Genomic DNA, 15,124 nt, shown 5'->3' with positions numbered 1-15,124 from the left:
CGCTTGCCCCGCGCCTGGACCTTCAGGACGCAGAAGCCGGTCTCGGGGCTGTGAAAGGTGACGCGCTCGATGGTACCGGCCAGCGCCTCGATCTCTGGACCGGCCGAGCCGGGGAATGCGCGCGCAGCCACGGCGGCTATGAGATCCTACGGGCCTGCCTCGGAGATCGATGTACGAGGCGTTTCAGCAGTATGGGCCGCCACTCACTTGACGTCATGGTGCTGAGAGAAGCAGCACGCAGTGTTGGCGTGCATTCAGTTTGTGAGGCACCAGCTATGTTCGATGTGACGAAGATGCTGGCTAACGCGCTGGGTGAGCACCTCGCGCTCACCTACCAACGCACCTTCGGCAGCCGCGAGCCACGTTTTGCCGAGGTGATCGAGGCGTCCGCACGTCTGACCATCGAACGGATCGTCGGAAGCGACGCGCTTCGTTACGAACGTCGACGGCCATGACACCGTCACAGTCGATGGGGCCTGGGAGGCGCGAGCAGTTTACGGGATCTAGCACCTGCCAGGGCACGGACAGCTGTTCACGCGCCTAGTGCTGGCCGGGAACGATGGCGCGGCCGAATTGGCCTTCTACCACTGGGACGCGGCCGGCAGCACCTCCGTGTCAGATAACCTAGACCTCGGCCCCGAATGGGCCGACGACCGCGAGGGGCGCCGCACGAGTATAAATAACAAGCTATCGATCAACGATAGCGGCGGCAGCATCGATCCCGAACCAATGGCGAAGCTAGTGCAGTCGGTTGCGGTGGTCCTGGCTGAAGCCCTCCGTTGACAGCTAAGCCGACCGCGTGTCTCACGTGATGAAAGGGTAGTATGGGGGGCGAGCCGACGGCTTCGGAGACTACGGCCTCGACCACGTGTCCCAGGGCCCAATCGACCCGCGCAGCAGCTTCGAAGCGCCGACTGCCAGCTGGCAGTCGGGGACGAGGTGCATTCGTCGCGCCGGCGTACTAACGCCGCTTGTGCGACAATGGAGATGCAGGCCGTCCTTGCAGCGTTGCCGCGTCGGGCCGCTCTGATGGCATAGTGCCGTTATCGTCCCTGCAGCCCATGGTTGGGATCGGGATCTTGGCCAGGGCGTCGGCGAGGCTCTTTAGATCATCGTGGTGCCTGTAACGTCCCGCGACGCTCGAATCCGTGTGACCCTGAATGTGGTTGGCGACCGAGTCGAGAACGCCAGCCTTCGCGGCAGCCGATTTTAACCAATGCCGCATGGCGTGATTGGGATCTTTGCGCTTGTCTTGGAAGCCCGGCTGTTTGCGGACCCATTCGCTGACGCGGTTCGAGGTACCTTTGCTGGGATGCTTACCCTCGCCATCTTCGCGGATTTTGCGACGAGGCCGACTACCGTAAAACAGCGGACCGTTCCTTGACCGCGCAAACTCGATAAAGCCGGACGCTAGCACGGCGGGATGCATCGGGATGACCCGCTCGGATCCTACGGTCTTTAGGCTAGCACCGTCTGGAGCGGGTGTGATCCGCAGCACCGGAACGCCCTCTTCGACCGTAACGCCTTCGGACCAGAGTTGCACAATGTCCTGAACGCGCGAACCCGTAGTCGCGAGCAAGATCGGCACATATCGCAAGTGGGGCAACGTCTCCTTCTCGGCGTAGGCAAGGAGTCGCGCGACCTCATCGTTAGTGTATGGCAGCTTTCCCTTGCCGGCCTGCCTCTTCACCTTAACCTTGATGCCCTCCACCGGGTTCTGGGCGATAAGCTTGTTAGTGACGGCAAACCGAAACAGAACGCGAAGGCAGGCGAGGTCCGAGTCGTTGATGGTCTTTGCCGCCCGGCCAGCCGCTACACGCGCATCTTTCCATCCGACAACGTCGTGCTCAGTCACGCGCGCCGCATCAGCGTGTTTGATGTGGTTCTCGAAATCGGCGACGATGCCACGCCACGTCGATAGCGTGCTCGCCGCGGGCTTGTTCTCTTTCCGCCATCTCTCGAAGAGTTCAGTGACGGTTACGCCGGCCTGCGACTTACCCGACTCGATGGGAGGAAAGCGCATTGCTTTCGTGTCCAAAGTATAATCACCCTGCGCCGCCCTTTTCATTGCCCAGCCAGCGTCAAGTGCCGCTTCGGCAACCTGCTGAAGAAGAAGTAGGCGGCTGCGCGGCGCGACCTCAAGGCCGTGGCGGGTGAGCACCCATGAGGCGAGTAGCCCAAAGCGAATCTCAAGACTGCGAGCGCTATCGCCGATTGGTAGGTCCTCGATGATATCGAGGAGAACCGGACCGCTTGCCACTCCGAACGCACCGAGAGCAGCGTTGCGCTCGTCCATGATTGCCTGCCACGAGATCGCTGGAGGATTCGGGACGCGACCTTCCATCGCTGCCCAGTGGAAGGCTTTCCATGCTTCCCAGTCTCCCGGCTCGCCAGGGTCCATTTCGAAACGTCCAACGACGAGGCGATACACCTCGCCTGAAAGGGCGACTGTTTGCCTATGCGTTAGTTCGACTGGACCGTGGCGAAGGCTAGCGAAAATGCGCTCCAGCTGTGCACCGGCCGCGCCGACGCGCATCTTCGAGGCAGCCGGATCGCGCACGCGCAACGAGAAGCTGATCGCAGGTCGGATCGTAACTTCGACGACGTCTTCAGGCGTTGGCCCAAACGCGGGCAGAGTGATCAAGAATGAGCGGCCGCGTGCCTGCGCGAGGATGTCGGCTGGCACACGCTTCTGAAATTGCTTGAGCGAGGAATCGCGGCGTGTTGTCGCGGTCGTCATTCGCAGGCCCATCGAGCGTGTACCCCGGTCATGTATACCGGTTTGGCTCGATCTTGCCAGACATATCAATGATGCAACGACTTAGCGGGCGGTGGTGCCCAGGAAAGGACTCGAACCTTCACCTCTCGCGAGACTGGTACCTGAAACCAGCGCGTCTACCAATTCCGCCACCTGGGCATGCTGCCGGCTATCGGCCGGCGACGGCTCCGTTTAGGCAACCGAGCCGTCGCCGTCAATCGGGATTTCAGCGCTGTGGCCATTCCCGGATGTCGACGAAGCGACCGGCCACCGCCGCCGCCGCCGCCATCGCGGGCGAGACCAGATGCGTGCGCCCGCGCGGACCCTGGCGGCCCTCGAAGTTGCGGTTCGAGGTCGAGGCGCAGCGCTCGCCCGGCCGCAGCTTATCCGGGTTCATGCCGAGGCACATGGAGCAGCCCGGCTCGCGCCAGTCGAAGCCCGCCGCCTTCAGGATCCGGTCGAGACCTTCGGCCTCCGCCTGCGCCTTCACGAGGCCCGAGCCCGGCACGATCATCGCCGAGACGCCCTCGTGCACCTTGCGGTCGCCGACCACCCGAGCGACCTCGCGCAGATCCTCGATGCGTCCGTTGGTGCAGGAGCCGATGAAGATCCGGTCGAGGGTGATGTCGGTGATCCGGGTGCCCGGCGTCAGCCCCATATAGGCCAGCGCCTTCTCCTTGGATTGCCGCTTGTTCTCGTCGGCGATCCCGGACGGGTCCGGCACGCGTCCCTGGATCGAGATCACGTCCTCGGGGCTCGTGCCCCAGCTCACCAGCGGCGGCAGGTTGGCGGCGTCGAGGCGTATCTCGCGGTCGAAGAACGCGCCCTCGTCGGTGACGAGGTTCTCCCAGTAGCGGCAGGCCGCCTCGAAGGCCGCGCCCTTCGGGGCCTTCGGCCGGTCCTTGACGTACGCGAAGGTCGTGGCGTCGGGCGCCACCATGCCGGCCCGGGCGCCACCCTCGATCGACATGTTGCAGATCGTCATCCGGCCCTCCAGCGAGAGGGCGCGGATCGCCTCGCCGGCATACTCGATCACGTGGCCGGTGCCGCCCGCCGTGCCGATCTCGCCGATGATCGCCAGGATGATATCCTTGGCGGTCACGCCCGCCGACAGCGTGCCGTCCACGGTGACGCGCATGTTCCGGGCCTTGCGCTGCACCAGCGTCTGGGTCGCCAGCACGTGCTCGACCTCCGAGGTGCCGATGCCGTGCGCCAGCGCCCCGAAGGCGCCGTGCGTCGAGGTGTGGGAATCGCCGCACACGATGGTCTGGCCGGGCAGCGTGAAGCCCTGCTCCGGCCCGATAATGTGGACGATGCCCTGGCGCCGGTCGAGGGCGTCGTAGAACTCGATGCCGAAGTCGCGCACGTTCTCGGCGAGCGCTTCGAGCTGGGTCCGGCTCTCGGGATCGTCGATGCCCTTCGAGCGGTCGGAGGTCTGGACGTTGTGGTCCACCACCGCCAGCGTCTTCTCCGGGTGGCGCACCCTGCGGCCGGCCGTGCGAAGGCCCTCGAAGGCCTGCGGGCTCGTGACCTCGTGAACGAGGTGACGGTCGATGTAGAGGAGGCTGGAACCGTCCGGCTGGACATCGACGACGTGGTCGTCCCAAATCTTGTCGTACAGGGTGCGTGGGCTGGTCATCGGTCTTCGTCTTCGAAAGATGAGGCGGTGCAGAACTCTCGCAATGGTGCGGCCTCCTTAGTAGGCATCGCGTGCGGTTTGCGAAAGGGGCGAGCCCGTCCCCGGTCAAACGACCGCCCGGCGCCGGTGAATGGATGTCATGGCGGCGGCCCTATCCCGCTGGCGTTGCACCCCGCCCAGGCCCTATGCCGGGCGGGAGAGCCGGCCGTTTCGCCGAACGGCCGAAGGTGGGAGTGAACGATGCCAGATGCGCCGGCCGAGATCCTGTTCCTGCGGAAGATGCACCCGCTGGTTGAGGCAGCCTTCGACGGGCGGCACGTCGTCCATCGGCTCGCCGGAGCCGCGGATCCCGACGCGCTGCTCGCCGAGGTCGGCCCGCGGGTCCGGGCCTTGTGCGTCGGCGGCGCGGTCGATGCGGCCTTGATGGATCGTCTGCCGAAGCTCGAACTCATCGCCAATTTCGGCGTCGGCTACGACGCGGTCGACGCCGGGGCGGCGCAGCAGCGCGGCATCGTGGTCACCAACACGCCGGACGTGCTGACCGACGAGGTCGCCGATCTCGCGATCGGCCTCACCCTCGCCACGCTGCGGCGGCTGCCGCAGGCGGACCGCTACCTGCGCGCCGGCCACTGGCCGAAGGCCCCCTTCCCGCTCACCGCCTCCCTGCGCGGGCGGCGCGTCGGCATCCTCGGGCTCGGGCGGATCGGCCGGGCGATCGCCCGGCGGCTGGAGAGTTTCGGGGTCGCGATCGCGTATCACGGCCGCCGCCGGCAGGCGGATGTGCCCTATACCTATCACGACAGCCTGATCGGCCTGGCCAAGGCGGTCCACATCCTGATCGTGGTCGCCCCCGGCGGGCCCGAGACGCGCGGGCTGATCGATGCCGCCGTGCTGGAGGCGCTGGGCCCCGAGGGTATCCTGATCAACGTGGCGCGGGGCACCCTGGTCGATGAAGCGGCGCTCACCGCGGCGCTGAAGGCCGGCACGATCCTGGGGGCCGGCCTCGACGTGTTCGAGAACGAGCCGCACGTGCCGGAGGACCTCGCCGCCCTCGACAACACGGTGCTGCTGCCGCATGTCGGCTCGGCCTCCGAGCACACCCGCGCAGCGATGGCCCAGCTCGTGGTCGACAACGTCGTGTCGTGGTTCGAGGGACGGGGCCCGCTGACGCCCGTCGCCGAGACGCCCTGGAGCCCGAAATCGTGAAGCTGGCTTCGGCTGCGCTGCTCGCCGCACTCGCCCTGTCCCCATGGCCGGCGGTGGCCCAGGACACCCCCGAGGCGCCCGCCGAGCTGGCCCCCGCAGACCCGCCGGCGCTCGCCGCGCCGCCTAGCCTGACGAGCCTCCCCGAAAAACTCGGTCAAGCTCCGGGCACCTGGGACCTATCGCGGGACGGCACCAACCGGCGCTGCGTGATGACGCTCGTCCTCGACAGCGGCGAGGCCGGGCGGCGCCTGCGCTTCCCCGCGGGCTGCCGCCGGGCCCTGCCGATCATGAACGGGATCGCCGGGTGGCTGTTCGTCGACAGCGGCCTGCACTTCGTCGACAAGAACGTTCGCCCGATCCTCGAATTCGTCCGGCGCCCCGACCAGCGCAGCTTGGTCGCCAAGCTCGAGAACGGCGAGCACTACAGCCTCGTCCCGCTCGACACCGTGGGCATGCGTCCGAATGGCGGGACGGCCGCCGAGGCGGAGCCCGCCGTCGCGCCGACCCCCTCCCCGCTCCAGGCGGCGGCACCTCTCCCGGCCGAACTCCAGCCCGCGGCGACCACCACGAATGCGGTGCCGGGTCCGGCACCGGGGGTCTACGCCCTCGATCGGTTCCAGGAGCGCGACACGTGCCGGCTGACGCTGGACGGGACCGGCGGCGGCGTCCGCCTCGTCCCCGGCTGCCACGACGGCGGGCTGGAGGTGTTCGATCCGGTTCGCTGGCGCTACGCCAACGGGCGGATGACCCTCACGGCCAAGCGCGGCCACAGCATCGACCTCGTGCCGAGCGGCGACGGGCGCTGGCGGCGCGATCCGGAGGTCGGCACGACCTTCGTGCTGCGCCGCGTGGAATGATTACAGGGACGCGTTCCGGCCGTCCTGGACCGGCAGCATCCGTTCTAAGAGCCCGTCGCGGCGGATGATGAGATGCCACGCGGTGCCGGCGATGTGCAGCAGCACCAGGGCGTAGACGAACCATTGCCCAACGAGGTGGATCGATTCAGCGATCTTCTGGGGGCCCTCGTCCTTGGTCAGGCCCGGAATCGTGAACAGCCAGAAGTACGGCGTATCGCGGCCCGAGAAGGCGCTCAGCAGGTAGCCGCTGATCGGCATGATCAGGAAGATCGCGTAGAGCAGGTAGTGGTTGACGCGCCCGATCAGCGTCAGGAGCCGCGGCGCCTTGGGATCCGGCGGCGCGGGGCGGAACATGCGCCAGACGATCCGCAGGACTACGATGGCCAGGATCGTCAGGCCCACCGACTTGTGCAGGACGAACAGGTTGCCCTTCGCGGGCGCGGGCGGCAGGCTGATCGCGACCCAGGCGAGCGGCAGCACCGCGAGGGCGAGGGCGGCCGTCAGCCAGTGCAGGGCCTGGGAGACCGGGTTGTAGCGCGGCATCCCGGAGGCCGTGACGTAGGTGGCGGGCAGCGGTGTTGGCGCAGCCTTGCCGGCCGTGATCGGAGAACCTGACATGATCCCTCGCGCGTGAGCGTGGTTCGGGTCTGGACTTAGGGCCAGCTGCGATCCCGGGGAGTGCGCTCCCGCATCGCGTCCGGAAACGATTCCGAGACCTCGGACAGCCGGCGATGCGAATCGAATGGTCGGCGCATCGTTCCGATCACCGCGCGTTCAGCATGGCCACATCGACCGGGCGTGCCACGTCGATCAGGGCAGCGAGTTCCGCCGCCGCGCTGTTCACGCGGGTCGCCACCGTCCGGTCGAGGATCCGGCCGTCGGCCATGTCGTCGGAGCCCGCATAGACCGAGGTCGGCGCCACGTGCGCGGCGAAGAAGCCGAACAGGGGCCGCAGGCTGTGCTCGACCACCAGGGCATGGCGCAGGCCGCCCCCCGTTGCGGTGAGCGCCACCGGCATCCCGACCATCCGGGCCGGGTCCACGAAGTCGAACACGTGCTTGAACAACCCGGCGTAACCGCCTTGGTAAACGGGCGTTCCGACGATCAGGGCATCCGCGCCCTCGATCGCCTCGATCAGCCGCGCCGCCGGCGCCGACAGCGCGTCGCGCTGCGTCGCGCCGAGTCCCGGACCGGCATCGATCAGGTCGTAGACCGTCAGGTCGATCCGGCGCAGGCGGCCGAGCTCGGCCCCGAGCGCCTCGACCAGGAGGCGGGTCCGGGACGGGCGATTGGCGCTCCCTGAGAAGGCGACGACGCGGGCGGAATGCGGCATGGCGCTCAACGGCTTATTCATCGGATGACCTTCCGCGGCCGGACGCCCGGGTTCGGGACGTCGAACGATCTGGCGCCTGCCCGACACGCCGCGTGGGCCTCGCCGAGGGTAACGCATTTCGGTCCCGGAAGAACCCTCGGCGTGCTGGCGCGCCGCACTTGGGTGAATCGATCGGGATGGATTCTGATGATGATGGTCATGGCCGCAACCGCCAGACGTGGCTGTTCTTGATCTCGGCATCTTCCAAGGATCGCGAAACAGGAACCGCGTAGGTCGCGAGGCACGTTAGTCGTTCGCGCGGCAGGTAGGTGCGGCCCGGATCGCCGATCAGGACCTGCACGCCGCGCGCCTGCAATGCGACGAGCCACGCCGTCACCGCCTCGGCGAGGTCGCGCTCGTAGAACACGTCGGCCGCCAGGACGAGATCGACCGCGGGGTCCGTCCCGAGGAGGTTCTCGGAGACCGGCTCGATCACGCGGGCCACGCCGTTGGCGGCGGCGTTCAGGCGGATCGCCGCCATGGCGAAGGGGTCGAGGTCGCTGGCGGTGACGTGCCGGGCGCCGGCCCGCGCCGCGGCGATCGCCACGAGGCCGGAGCCCGACGCGAAGTCGATGGCCCGGGCGCCGACCGCGCGCGCCGGGTTGTCGAGAATGTAGCGGGCGAGCGCCTGACCGCCGGCCCAGGCGAAGGCCCAGAACGGCGGCGGCAGGCCGATCGCCTCCAGCTCCGCCTCGGTCTTCTCCCACAGGGCGGTCGCCTCGTCGGCGACGTGGAGTCGGATCTCCGGGGCGTGCGGCACCGGCAGCAGCCGGGTGTTGGCGCGGATGAAGCCGGCGGGATCGTCGGGCGGGCGCATCCTCAGCCTTCCAAGAGGTCGCGCCAGAGGGCGCAGACGGCCTCGGTCACGGCGGCCTCGGTGAAGCCCCCTGCCTCGATCCGCGCCCGCGCCGCCGTACCGAGGCTCGCCACGAGGGCGGGGTCGCGGCTCAGCCGAACCAAGGCCTGTGCCAGAGCCGGCGCGTCGTCCGGAGGGACGAGCAGGCCTTCGACGCCGTCGCGCACGAGGCTGCGGCAGCCCGGAACGTCCGAGGCGACCAGCGCCCGGCCGCAGGCGCCGGCCTCCAGCAGCGTGCGCGGCAGCCCCTCCCCGCCCCGGGACGGCAGGCAGGCGACCTGATGGGATGCCCAGGTGGCGGCCACATCGGCGGTGGGACCGTGCCACGCGACGCCGTCGCGGCTCCAGTCCCGCAGCGTCGTCTCGGCGATCGCGCGCCGGTTCGACGGGTCTGGCGCGCCGTAGAGATCGAGCTCGATCGCGGCCCCTTGTGTGCGGGCGAGGCGGACGGCCTCCACGGCGACGTCGACCCCCTTCGACCACAGCATGCGCGCGACCAGGGCGACCCGCAGGGGCGGCATCGGGGGCAGCGGCTGCGGCCGGTAGGCGGCGGGATCCACCCCGGCGCCCCCGATCACGGTGACCGACTGGTCCAGCGGGTCGAGGCCCAGCGCCCGGGCGTCGTCGGGGTTCTCGAACAGGAAGCGCGTGCGCGAAGAGGCGAGCGGGCCGCGGATCAGCGTCCGCAGGGCGAGCCGCGCCGCGCGTCCGAGCCGGTCGCCGCGGGCGCCCGTGAGGCCGAGGCCGGTCAGGGCGAAGACCCGCGCCGGAATGCCGGCCATCGCGGCGGCCGTGCCGCCGACCAGGATCCCGCGCAGCGCGATGCAGTGGACGATGTCGGCCCGGAGCGCCTTCAGGATCCCGGCGAGCTGCCCGGCGGCATAGCCCGCCGCCATGGGGTTGAGGCTTGAACGCTCCGCCTCCAGGGGCACGACCCTGGCACCGGTCGCCTCGATGACGGCGCGGTGCGCGCGCACCCGCGTGATGACGGTCACCGACAGGCCCATCGCCATGGCGGCCCGCGCCATCGGCAGGAAGTGCGAGGCGAAGAACCAGTCCTCGGTCACCACGAAGGCGATGCGGCCCATCGCGGCCGGGGGATTTTGGAGCGAGGTCTCGGGGGCGGGGTCCATCACAGCCCTCTAGCACGGCGCGGCGGATCGGCCTGCGGCGGATGCGCAGGCGCGGAACAGCGCCGCCGCGCCGCCGGTTGAACTGGACCTTCTCGCCGGCCTCGTGTCCGGCGGCGTATGCGGGAGGATCACGCGATGGCGGCTGTCGAGACGGCTGAGGGTGGCGGAAGCCTGCGCGAAGCGGCGGAGGAGGCCGGACTCGTCTACGTCGACGACAGCCGGCCGGGCCTGACCCGCAAGCGCAGCGGCACGGGTTTCCGCTACCTCGACGCCCGGGGCGCGCCGGTGCGCGACAAGGCGGTGCTGGCCCGCATCAAGGCGCTCGCCATTCCCCCGGCCTACACGGATGTCTGGATCTGCGCCCGCCGCAACGGCCACATCCAGGCGACGGGCCGCGACGCCAAGGGGCGGAAGCAGTACCGCTACCACCCGGATTTCCGGCAGGCCCGGGAAGCCGACAAGTTCTCGCGGATCATGGCCTTCGCCGGCGCCCTGCCGGGGATCCGCCAGCGGGTCGACGCCGACATGAAGCGGCCGGGTCTTTCCCGCGAGACGGTGCTCGCCACCGTCGTCCACCTGCTGGAGACGACCCTGATCCGCGTCGGCAACGACGATTACGCGCGCACCAACAAGAGCTACGGGCTCACCACCCTGCGCGACCCCCACGTCCGGATCGAGGGCTCGGCCCTGTCGTTCCGGTTCAAGGGCAAGAGCGGCAAGACCTGGGACGTCTCCCTGAAGGACCGCCGCGTCGCCCGGATCGTGAAGGCCTGCCAGGACCTGCCCGGGCAGGAGCTGTTCCAGTACCTCGACGAGGACGGTACGCAGCGCGACGTCACCTCCTCGGACGTGAACGCGTATCTGCGCGCGATCACCGGCGAGGACTTCACCGCCAAGGACTTTCGTACCTGGGCCGGCACGGTGCTGGCGGCACTGGCGCTGCGCGAGTTCGAGAGCTTCGACACCGACGCCGCCGCCAAGCGCAACGTCCGGGCGGCGATCGAGAGCGTGGCGGGACGGCTGGGCAACACGCCGACCATCTGCCGCAAATGCTACATCCATCCGCAGATCCTCGACTGCTACATGGAGGGGGGCCTGCTCCTGCATGTGAAGGAGGTCGTCGAGTCCGAACTGAGCGAGGATCTGCCGAGCCTCCGGTCGGAGGAAGCCGCGGTGCTGGCGCTGCTCCACGCACGGCTCGCCGCGAGCGAGGGCGAGGCCCGAGACGGCAAGCGGGTCAAGCCGGCCGCCAAGAATCGGAGTTCGCCGGGACGGACAGGGCAGCGCAAGGCATCGGCCGCGAAGGCGGAACGTCCGTCGCGCGCCGGAACCGACACGCGGGCCGGTGCCGCCTGAGACGACGCCACCGCCGCGCGGTCGCACCGGGCCCCGATCAATGCCGGGACTGGCTGTCGTTGCCCGACGACCTGCGCTCGGTGGTGCGCCGGACCTGATCGGCGGTGTCCACGACCGGTGCCAGCCCGAGCTGCCGGGCCAGGGAGACGAGGTCCTTCAGACGGCCGGTCTGCGTCTTGCGGCGCAGGTTCAGCCGGTGCGTCTCCACCGTGCGGACGCTGAGCGCGAGGCGCCGGGCCACCTCCTTGTTGCTGAAGCCCGAGCTGAGGAAGCGCAGCACCTCCGCTTCGCGCGGCGTGAGCCCGAGGCTGTCGGCCGGCTCGTTCGCCAGCGCCAGGGGCTGCTCCGGCGGCACGAGGCAATCGGAGCCCTCGGCCAGCGCGAGGAGCGCCGCCGCCAGTTCCCGCGGGGCTTTCGAACGCGCCACGAAGGCGTCGGCCCCCGCGGTCAGGAGAGCGCGGAGGTCATCGGCCGTCAGTGCGCCGAACGCCACGAGGGTGCGCAGGTGCGGCTGCCGTTCCTTGAGATCGACGATACGCGCGATCCCGTCCGCCAGCCGGATCTCGTCGAGGAAGACCAGGGCGACCGCGTGGTCGGTATCGGCCATCGCCAGATCGGCCTCGCCGATCGTGTGGAATTCCGGCATGTGCTCCAGGGTCGCGCGGACGGTCGCGCTCAGGTCCTGCGGCTCATCCAGGATCAGGACGCCAACGGCGGTACTCATTGCCTCGCACTCCGCTCTCCCGGCTCGATACAGGCGACCGGGATCGGAGACTGAGTTCCAAGAACTGTTCCAGCAGAATGTGAGAAATATTAAGCTTTATTTCGGCATATATGCCGCGAATTCAGGTGATTTAAGTTGGTCGGCATCCCGTTCCGGGACTCGGCGCCGCTATGCTGGGAGCCGGCGTGCCGATATGGGGCGGCGACGCTGGTTCATTACGCGACGACTGCTCCCGCGTCGCGCCAGGACGCCACGACGCGGTTTCGCCCATCGGTTTTGGCAGCGTACAGGGCGACATCCGCGCGCTTGATCAAAGCTTCGACACTGTCTCCGGTGGTCCAGCTGCTGACGCCGAAGCTGCAGGTCAGCGCGACGGTGGCCTCGCCCGCGCGGATCCGGAGATCCTGCACGCCGGCGCGCAGGCGTTCGGCCCGCGCGGCCGCGTCCGCCATGCGGCATCCCGGCAGGATCAGCGCGAACTCCTCGCCCCCCAGGCGTCCGCCGATACCCTCCCGGGCGATCAGATCGGCCACGGCCGTGATCGCCAGGTCCCCGACATCGTGTCCATACTGATCGTTGATGCGCTTGAAATGGTCGATGTCGGCCAGGATCGCCGAGACGCCGCCCGGATGGGCGTTCTGATCCGCGGCGATCCGGGCCCGGTTGAAGAAGGCGCGCCGGTTGAGGGCGCCGGTGAGCGGGTCCGTCTCGGCCAGGCGGATGAGCTCCTCCTGCATGGTGGTCAGGCGCTCGGCCGCGCGCAGCCGCGCGTTCAGTTCCTCGGCGCTCGGCGGCTTCTCGATGAAGTCGTCGGCGCCGCTGTCGAGGGCCTCGGCCAAGCTGCGGACGTTGCGGGCCGAGGACATCGTGATGACATGCAGCGGGCCCCGCTCCTCCGCGAGCAGGCGCGCCGACCAGCACAGTTCGAGTCCGCAGAGCGGCCGCACCTCGAGGCTCGTGATGAGGACGCGGACCGCGGGCTCGGCCTTCAGGAACGCGAGGGCCTGCGCCGAGTCGGTGAAGACATGCACGGCGTGGCCGCGGGGCTCGACCAGCGAGGCGATGATCTGGAGAACGACGCGGCTCGAGTCGACGATGACGATCTGCATGGCGTGACCTGGACACGATATCCGCGGTCTAATGCAGAAGACTTAACCCACCACAAACGGGTTGGACAATAATATGAGCGTGGCAATAAACACCCCAGACCAGCGCTATATCATTGTCCGTGGACGACTTTGGCGTTGCGCCGATCCTGAACTCGCGCCGGACCGGCGGTCGCGCCTGGTCGCCCAGCTGATGGCGGCACGGCGGGCCGTGAAGGCGGCCAAGCAGGGCGAGCGCGAGGGTGCGGCTGGTGCCGCCGAGGCTCTCTCCGCAGCCCGCGCTCAGGTCGAAGCCGCCAAGGTCGGTTTAGGGGAGCGTGGACCGGTCTGGTGGCGCGACGGGGCGCCGGACTTCAACCGGCACCTCGTTCGCACCACGCCCTATGCGGACTGGTACGCCGGGCTCAGCGACGGGGAACCTGAATCGTGATGATCTGCGCCCCGGCGGTCTGCTCCTGCGCCACGGCGCCGAGACGCTGGCGGCCCTTCGATCCGGCGGGGTGGATCACCGTGAGCGTCGGGCGTGCCGTGGGGGCCGGCGCGATGCCGGAGACGGTGGGGACGCCGTAGGTGCCGTAGCTCCAGGGCGATGGGACGATCTGCGTCGGGCTCGGCACCTGGGTCAGCGGTGCTCCAATGTAGTCGCCGCGCACGAATTCTCCGGCGAAGCCGTACCCGTCCCCATAGGCCGGCGCGGAGGGGATTGCGGCCCCGTAACCCTGGGCCGAGGCAGGCACGGCCAGGATCAGGGTCAGGAGCGGCAGGATTGTCCGGATCGCCATGGGGCGGTTCCATTCGGTCGGCGCGCGTCGCGCGGGATGCTGGGAAACCGAACCGACCCTGGCCCGTTCCGCGGCTCCAGCCGCGAAGACTGCGTAACATCGCTGACCCGAACCTCGAGGGCTTCGAGCCGAACCCTTGCAGGGTGTTCCCGACCCGCTCTCGGGTAAAGTTTTCTTCATATCGCTCATCGACTTCGGGTGCCCCGTGGGTTGCCGCCGTCTCTGCGAGCGCAAGCGAAGCCATCCAGGGTGGCGCCATGCTCACCGAGATCGCGCTCCCCTGGGTCGCTATGCTCGCGATGCCGATGAGCCGTGGCGGCGAAGTCGAGCGTGAAAGACCTTGACCGGGCTTGGCTCCGAGCCTCGGCACATTCCGAGAGCGTGGTCACGGGTTGTGCGACGAAAACCTGCGATGCATCGAGGCTCTGTGCGAATGAGGCGTTGGCCTACCGACGCAAGTCCGCTCGCATCAGCGGCAGGTCGTGATGCGCCGGACGACCCAGCCCTCCCCTTCGATCCAGAGGCGGCGGCGGGCCCGGCTGCAACTCGCCTCGTCGTCCCGTTCGGCGCCGGTGGCGGCGTGCACCTGCGGGCCCGCATCGGCGACCTTGGTCTCGCCCGATGCGCCTGCCGCCTGGCCGGCGACGGTCGTGAGGAGAAGCACGGCGCTCGCCGCGCCGAGTGCGGTCGTTCGGAATGTCATCGGAGAGAGCGCCCTAAGGCCATGCTTGGAGGATCGGTGCAGAAATGCGCGGGCCGCCGCTTCGGTTTCATCGCGGGCGGTGGATGACGTGCGCCGCTACGCACCCGATGGCGGCGCTTAGACATCCCGGCAATCGCCGTTAAGGAGGTCGGGCCTGAACGCGACGGCTCCCCGGGCTCCGCCGATGTCCCGTCCGGGGGACGGCAGGTCCCGTCCACGGAGCGAGGGTCCGGAAGCCTGAATTCATGAGCAAGCCGAAACCGCCGACCAACGCGCTTCTGACGCCGGAGAAGCGGGCCGAGGACGCGGATCAGACGATCCGCCCGCTGAGCCTGTCCGAGTTCATCGGCCAGCGCGCGGCGCGGGCCAACATGCAGATCTTCATCGAGGCCGCGCGCAAGACCGGGCAGGCGCTGGACCACGTCCTGTTCGTGGGCCCCCCCGGCCTCGGCAAGACCACGCTCGCCCAGATCGTCGCCCGCGAACTCGGCGTGAACTTCCGCTCCACGTCCGGGCCGGTCATCGCCAAGGCCGGGGATCTGGCCGCCCAGCTCACCAACCTCGACGAGCGCGACGTCCTGTTCATCGACGAGATCCACCGCCTCAACCCGGCGGTCGAGGAGATCCTCTAC

General features: G+C 68.9%; 17 protein-coding genes and 1 tRNA gene. 7 read left to right on the top strand and 11 right to left on the bottom strand.

What is annotated here, in order from left to right:
* The first annotated feature begins 275 nt into the window (after positions 1 to 275).
* Both MKK75_RS08185 and MKK75_RS08180 read left to right on the top strand, forming a co-directional pair.
* Positions 276 to 455, top strand: coding sequence for a hypothetical protein (locus MKK75_RS08185; protein WP_244042099.1), 180 nt, complete (start codon positions 276 to 278; stop codon positions 453 to 455).
* Positions 456 to 573: 118 nt separating this feature from the next.
* Positions 574 to 783 (top strand): hypothetical protein, encoded by a 210-nt coding sequence (locus tag MKK75_RS08180; protein WP_244042098.1) that lies wholly within the window; start codon positions 574 to 576, stop codon positions 781 to 783.
* Positions 784 to 961: 178 nt separating this feature from the next.
* On the opposite strand, the gene MKK75_RS08175 is transcribed toward MKK75_RS08180, so the two are convergent.
* The 3 genes from MKK75_RS08175 to leuC all read right to left on the bottom strand — a co-directional run bounded on the left by MKK75_RS08175 (position 962) and on the right by leuC (position 4,397).
* Complete coding sequence (locus tag MKK75_RS08175) at positions 962 to 2,740, bottom strand: tyrosine-type recombinase/integrase (protein ID WP_244042097.1); 1,779 nt, start codon at positions 2,738 to 2,740, stop codon at positions 962 to 964.
* A gap of 92 nt (positions 2,741 to 2,832) precedes the next feature.
* Positions 2,833 to 2,917 (bottom strand) — tRNA-Leu (locus MKK75_RS08170).
* A gap of 67 nt (positions 2,918 to 2,984) precedes the next feature.
* Positions 2,985 to 4,397, bottom strand: a complete 1,413-nt coding sequence (gene leuC / locus MKK75_RS08165; RefSeq protein WP_244042096.1) for a 3-isopropylmalate dehydratase large subunit — start codon at positions 4,395 to 4,397, stop codon at positions 2,985 to 2,987.
* 240 nt (positions 4,398 to 4,637) lie between these two features.
* Here leuC and MKK75_RS08160 point away from each other — a divergent pair, with 240 nt between their 5' ends.
* On the top strand, positions 4,638 to 5,603 hold the full coding sequence (locus tag MKK75_RS08160) for a 2-hydroxyacid dehydrogenase (protein WP_244042095.1): 966 nt from the start codon (positions 4,638 to 4,640) through the stop codon (positions 5,601 to 5,603).
* Positions 5,600 to 6,460, top strand: coding sequence for an AprI/Inh family metalloprotease inhibitor (locus tag MKK75_RS08155; protein ID WP_244042094.1), 861 nt, complete (start codon positions 5,600 to 5,602; stop codon positions 6,458 to 6,460). Before MKK75_RS08160 ends, MKK75_RS08155 begins: the two co-directional genes overlap by 4 nt.
* Here the strand turns inward: MKK75_RS08155 and MKK75_RS08150 are convergent, their stop codons facing one another.
* From MKK75_RS08150 to MKK75_RS08135, 4 genes are all read right to left on the bottom strand, one after another.
* Complete coding sequence (locus MKK75_RS08150) at positions 6,461 to 7,078, bottom strand: cytochrome b (RefSeq protein WP_244042093.1); 618 nt, start codon at positions 7,076 to 7,078, stop codon at positions 6,461 to 6,463.
* 145 nt (positions 7,079 to 7,223) lie between these two features.
* A complete protein-coding gene (locus MKK75_RS08145) occupies positions 7,224 to 7,814 on the bottom strand; it encodes an NAD(P)H-dependent oxidoreductase (protein WP_409567539.1) in 591 nt (196 codons plus the stop codon).
* Positions 7,815 to 7,989: 175 nt separating this feature from the next.
* Complete coding sequence (locus MKK75_RS08140; RefSeq protein ID WP_244042092.1) at positions 7,990 to 8,649, bottom strand: class I SAM-dependent methyltransferase; 660 nt, start codon at positions 8,647 to 8,649, stop codon at positions 7,990 to 7,992.
* Between the two features lie 2 nt (positions 8,650 to 8,651).
* Positions 8,652 to 9,821 carry a glycosyltransferase family 4 protein gene (locus MKK75_RS08135; RefSeq protein ID WP_244042091.1) on the bottom strand — a complete coding sequence of 390 codons (1,170 nt, stop codon included), beginning with the start codon at positions 9,819 to 9,821 and terminating at the stop codon, positions 8,652 to 8,654.
* A gap of 135 nt (positions 9,822 to 9,956) precedes the next feature.
* Here MKK75_RS08135 and MKK75_RS08130 point away from each other — a divergent pair, with 135 nt between their 5' ends.
* Positions 9,957 to 11,177: a DNA topoisomerase IB gene (locus MKK75_RS08130; RefSeq protein WP_244042090.1), complete on the top strand. Its 1,221-nt coding sequence runs from the start codon at positions 9,957 to 9,959 to the stop codon at positions 11,175 to 11,177.
* Between the two features lie 37 nt (positions 11,178 to 11,214).
* Here the strand turns inward: MKK75_RS08130 and MKK75_RS08125 are convergent, their stop codons facing one another.
* A complete protein-coding gene (locus MKK75_RS08125; protein ID WP_244042089.1) occupies positions 11,215 to 11,901 on the bottom strand; it encodes a LuxR C-terminal-related transcriptional regulator in 687 nt (228 codons plus the stop codon).
* Between the two features lie 215 nt (positions 11,902 to 12,116).
* Positions 12,117 to 13,010, bottom strand: coding sequence for a GGDEF domain-containing protein (locus MKK75_RS08120; RefSeq protein ID WP_244042088.1), 894 nt, complete (start codon positions 13,008 to 13,010; stop codon positions 12,117 to 12,119).
* A gap of 73 nt (positions 13,011 to 13,083) precedes the next feature.
* On the opposite strand from MKK75_RS08120, the gene MKK75_RS08115 reads away from it, so the two are divergent.
* Positions 13,084 to 13,437 (top strand): hypothetical protein, encoded by a 354-nt coding sequence (locus tag MKK75_RS08115; RefSeq protein ID WP_244042087.1) that lies wholly within the window; start codon positions 13,084 to 13,086, stop codon positions 13,435 to 13,437.
* On the opposite strand, the gene MKK75_RS08110 is transcribed toward MKK75_RS08115, so the two are convergent.
* Positions 13,412 to 13,789 carry a hypothetical protein gene (locus MKK75_RS08110; RefSeq protein WP_244042086.1) on the bottom strand — a complete coding sequence of 126 codons (378 nt, stop codon included), beginning with the start codon at positions 13,787 to 13,789 and terminating at the stop codon, positions 13,412 to 13,414. The genes MKK75_RS08115 and MKK75_RS08110 overlap by 26 nt on opposite strands.
* Before the next feature lie 469 nt (positions 13,790 to 14,258).
* Positions 14,259 to 14,492, bottom strand: a complete 234-nt coding sequence (locus MKK75_RS08105; RefSeq protein WP_244042085.1) for a hypothetical protein — start codon at positions 14,490 to 14,492, stop codon at positions 14,259 to 14,261.
* Positions 14,493 to 14,737: 245 nt separating this feature from the next.
* Between MKK75_RS08105 and MKK75_RS08100 the strand changes: the two genes are divergently transcribed.
* Positions 14,738 to 15,124, top strand: a 387-nt coding sequence (locus MKK75_RS08100; protein WP_244042084.1) for an AAA family ATPase, incomplete at its 3' end; no start/stop codon positions are given.

This window comes from Methylobacterium sp. J-030 (assembly GCF_022829545.1).
Taxonomy (GTDB): domain Bacteria; phylum Pseudomonadota; class Alphaproteobacteria; order Rhizobiales; family Beijerinckiaceae; genus Methylobacterium.
This window is presented reverse-complemented; position numbering and strand designations above follow the sequence as displayed.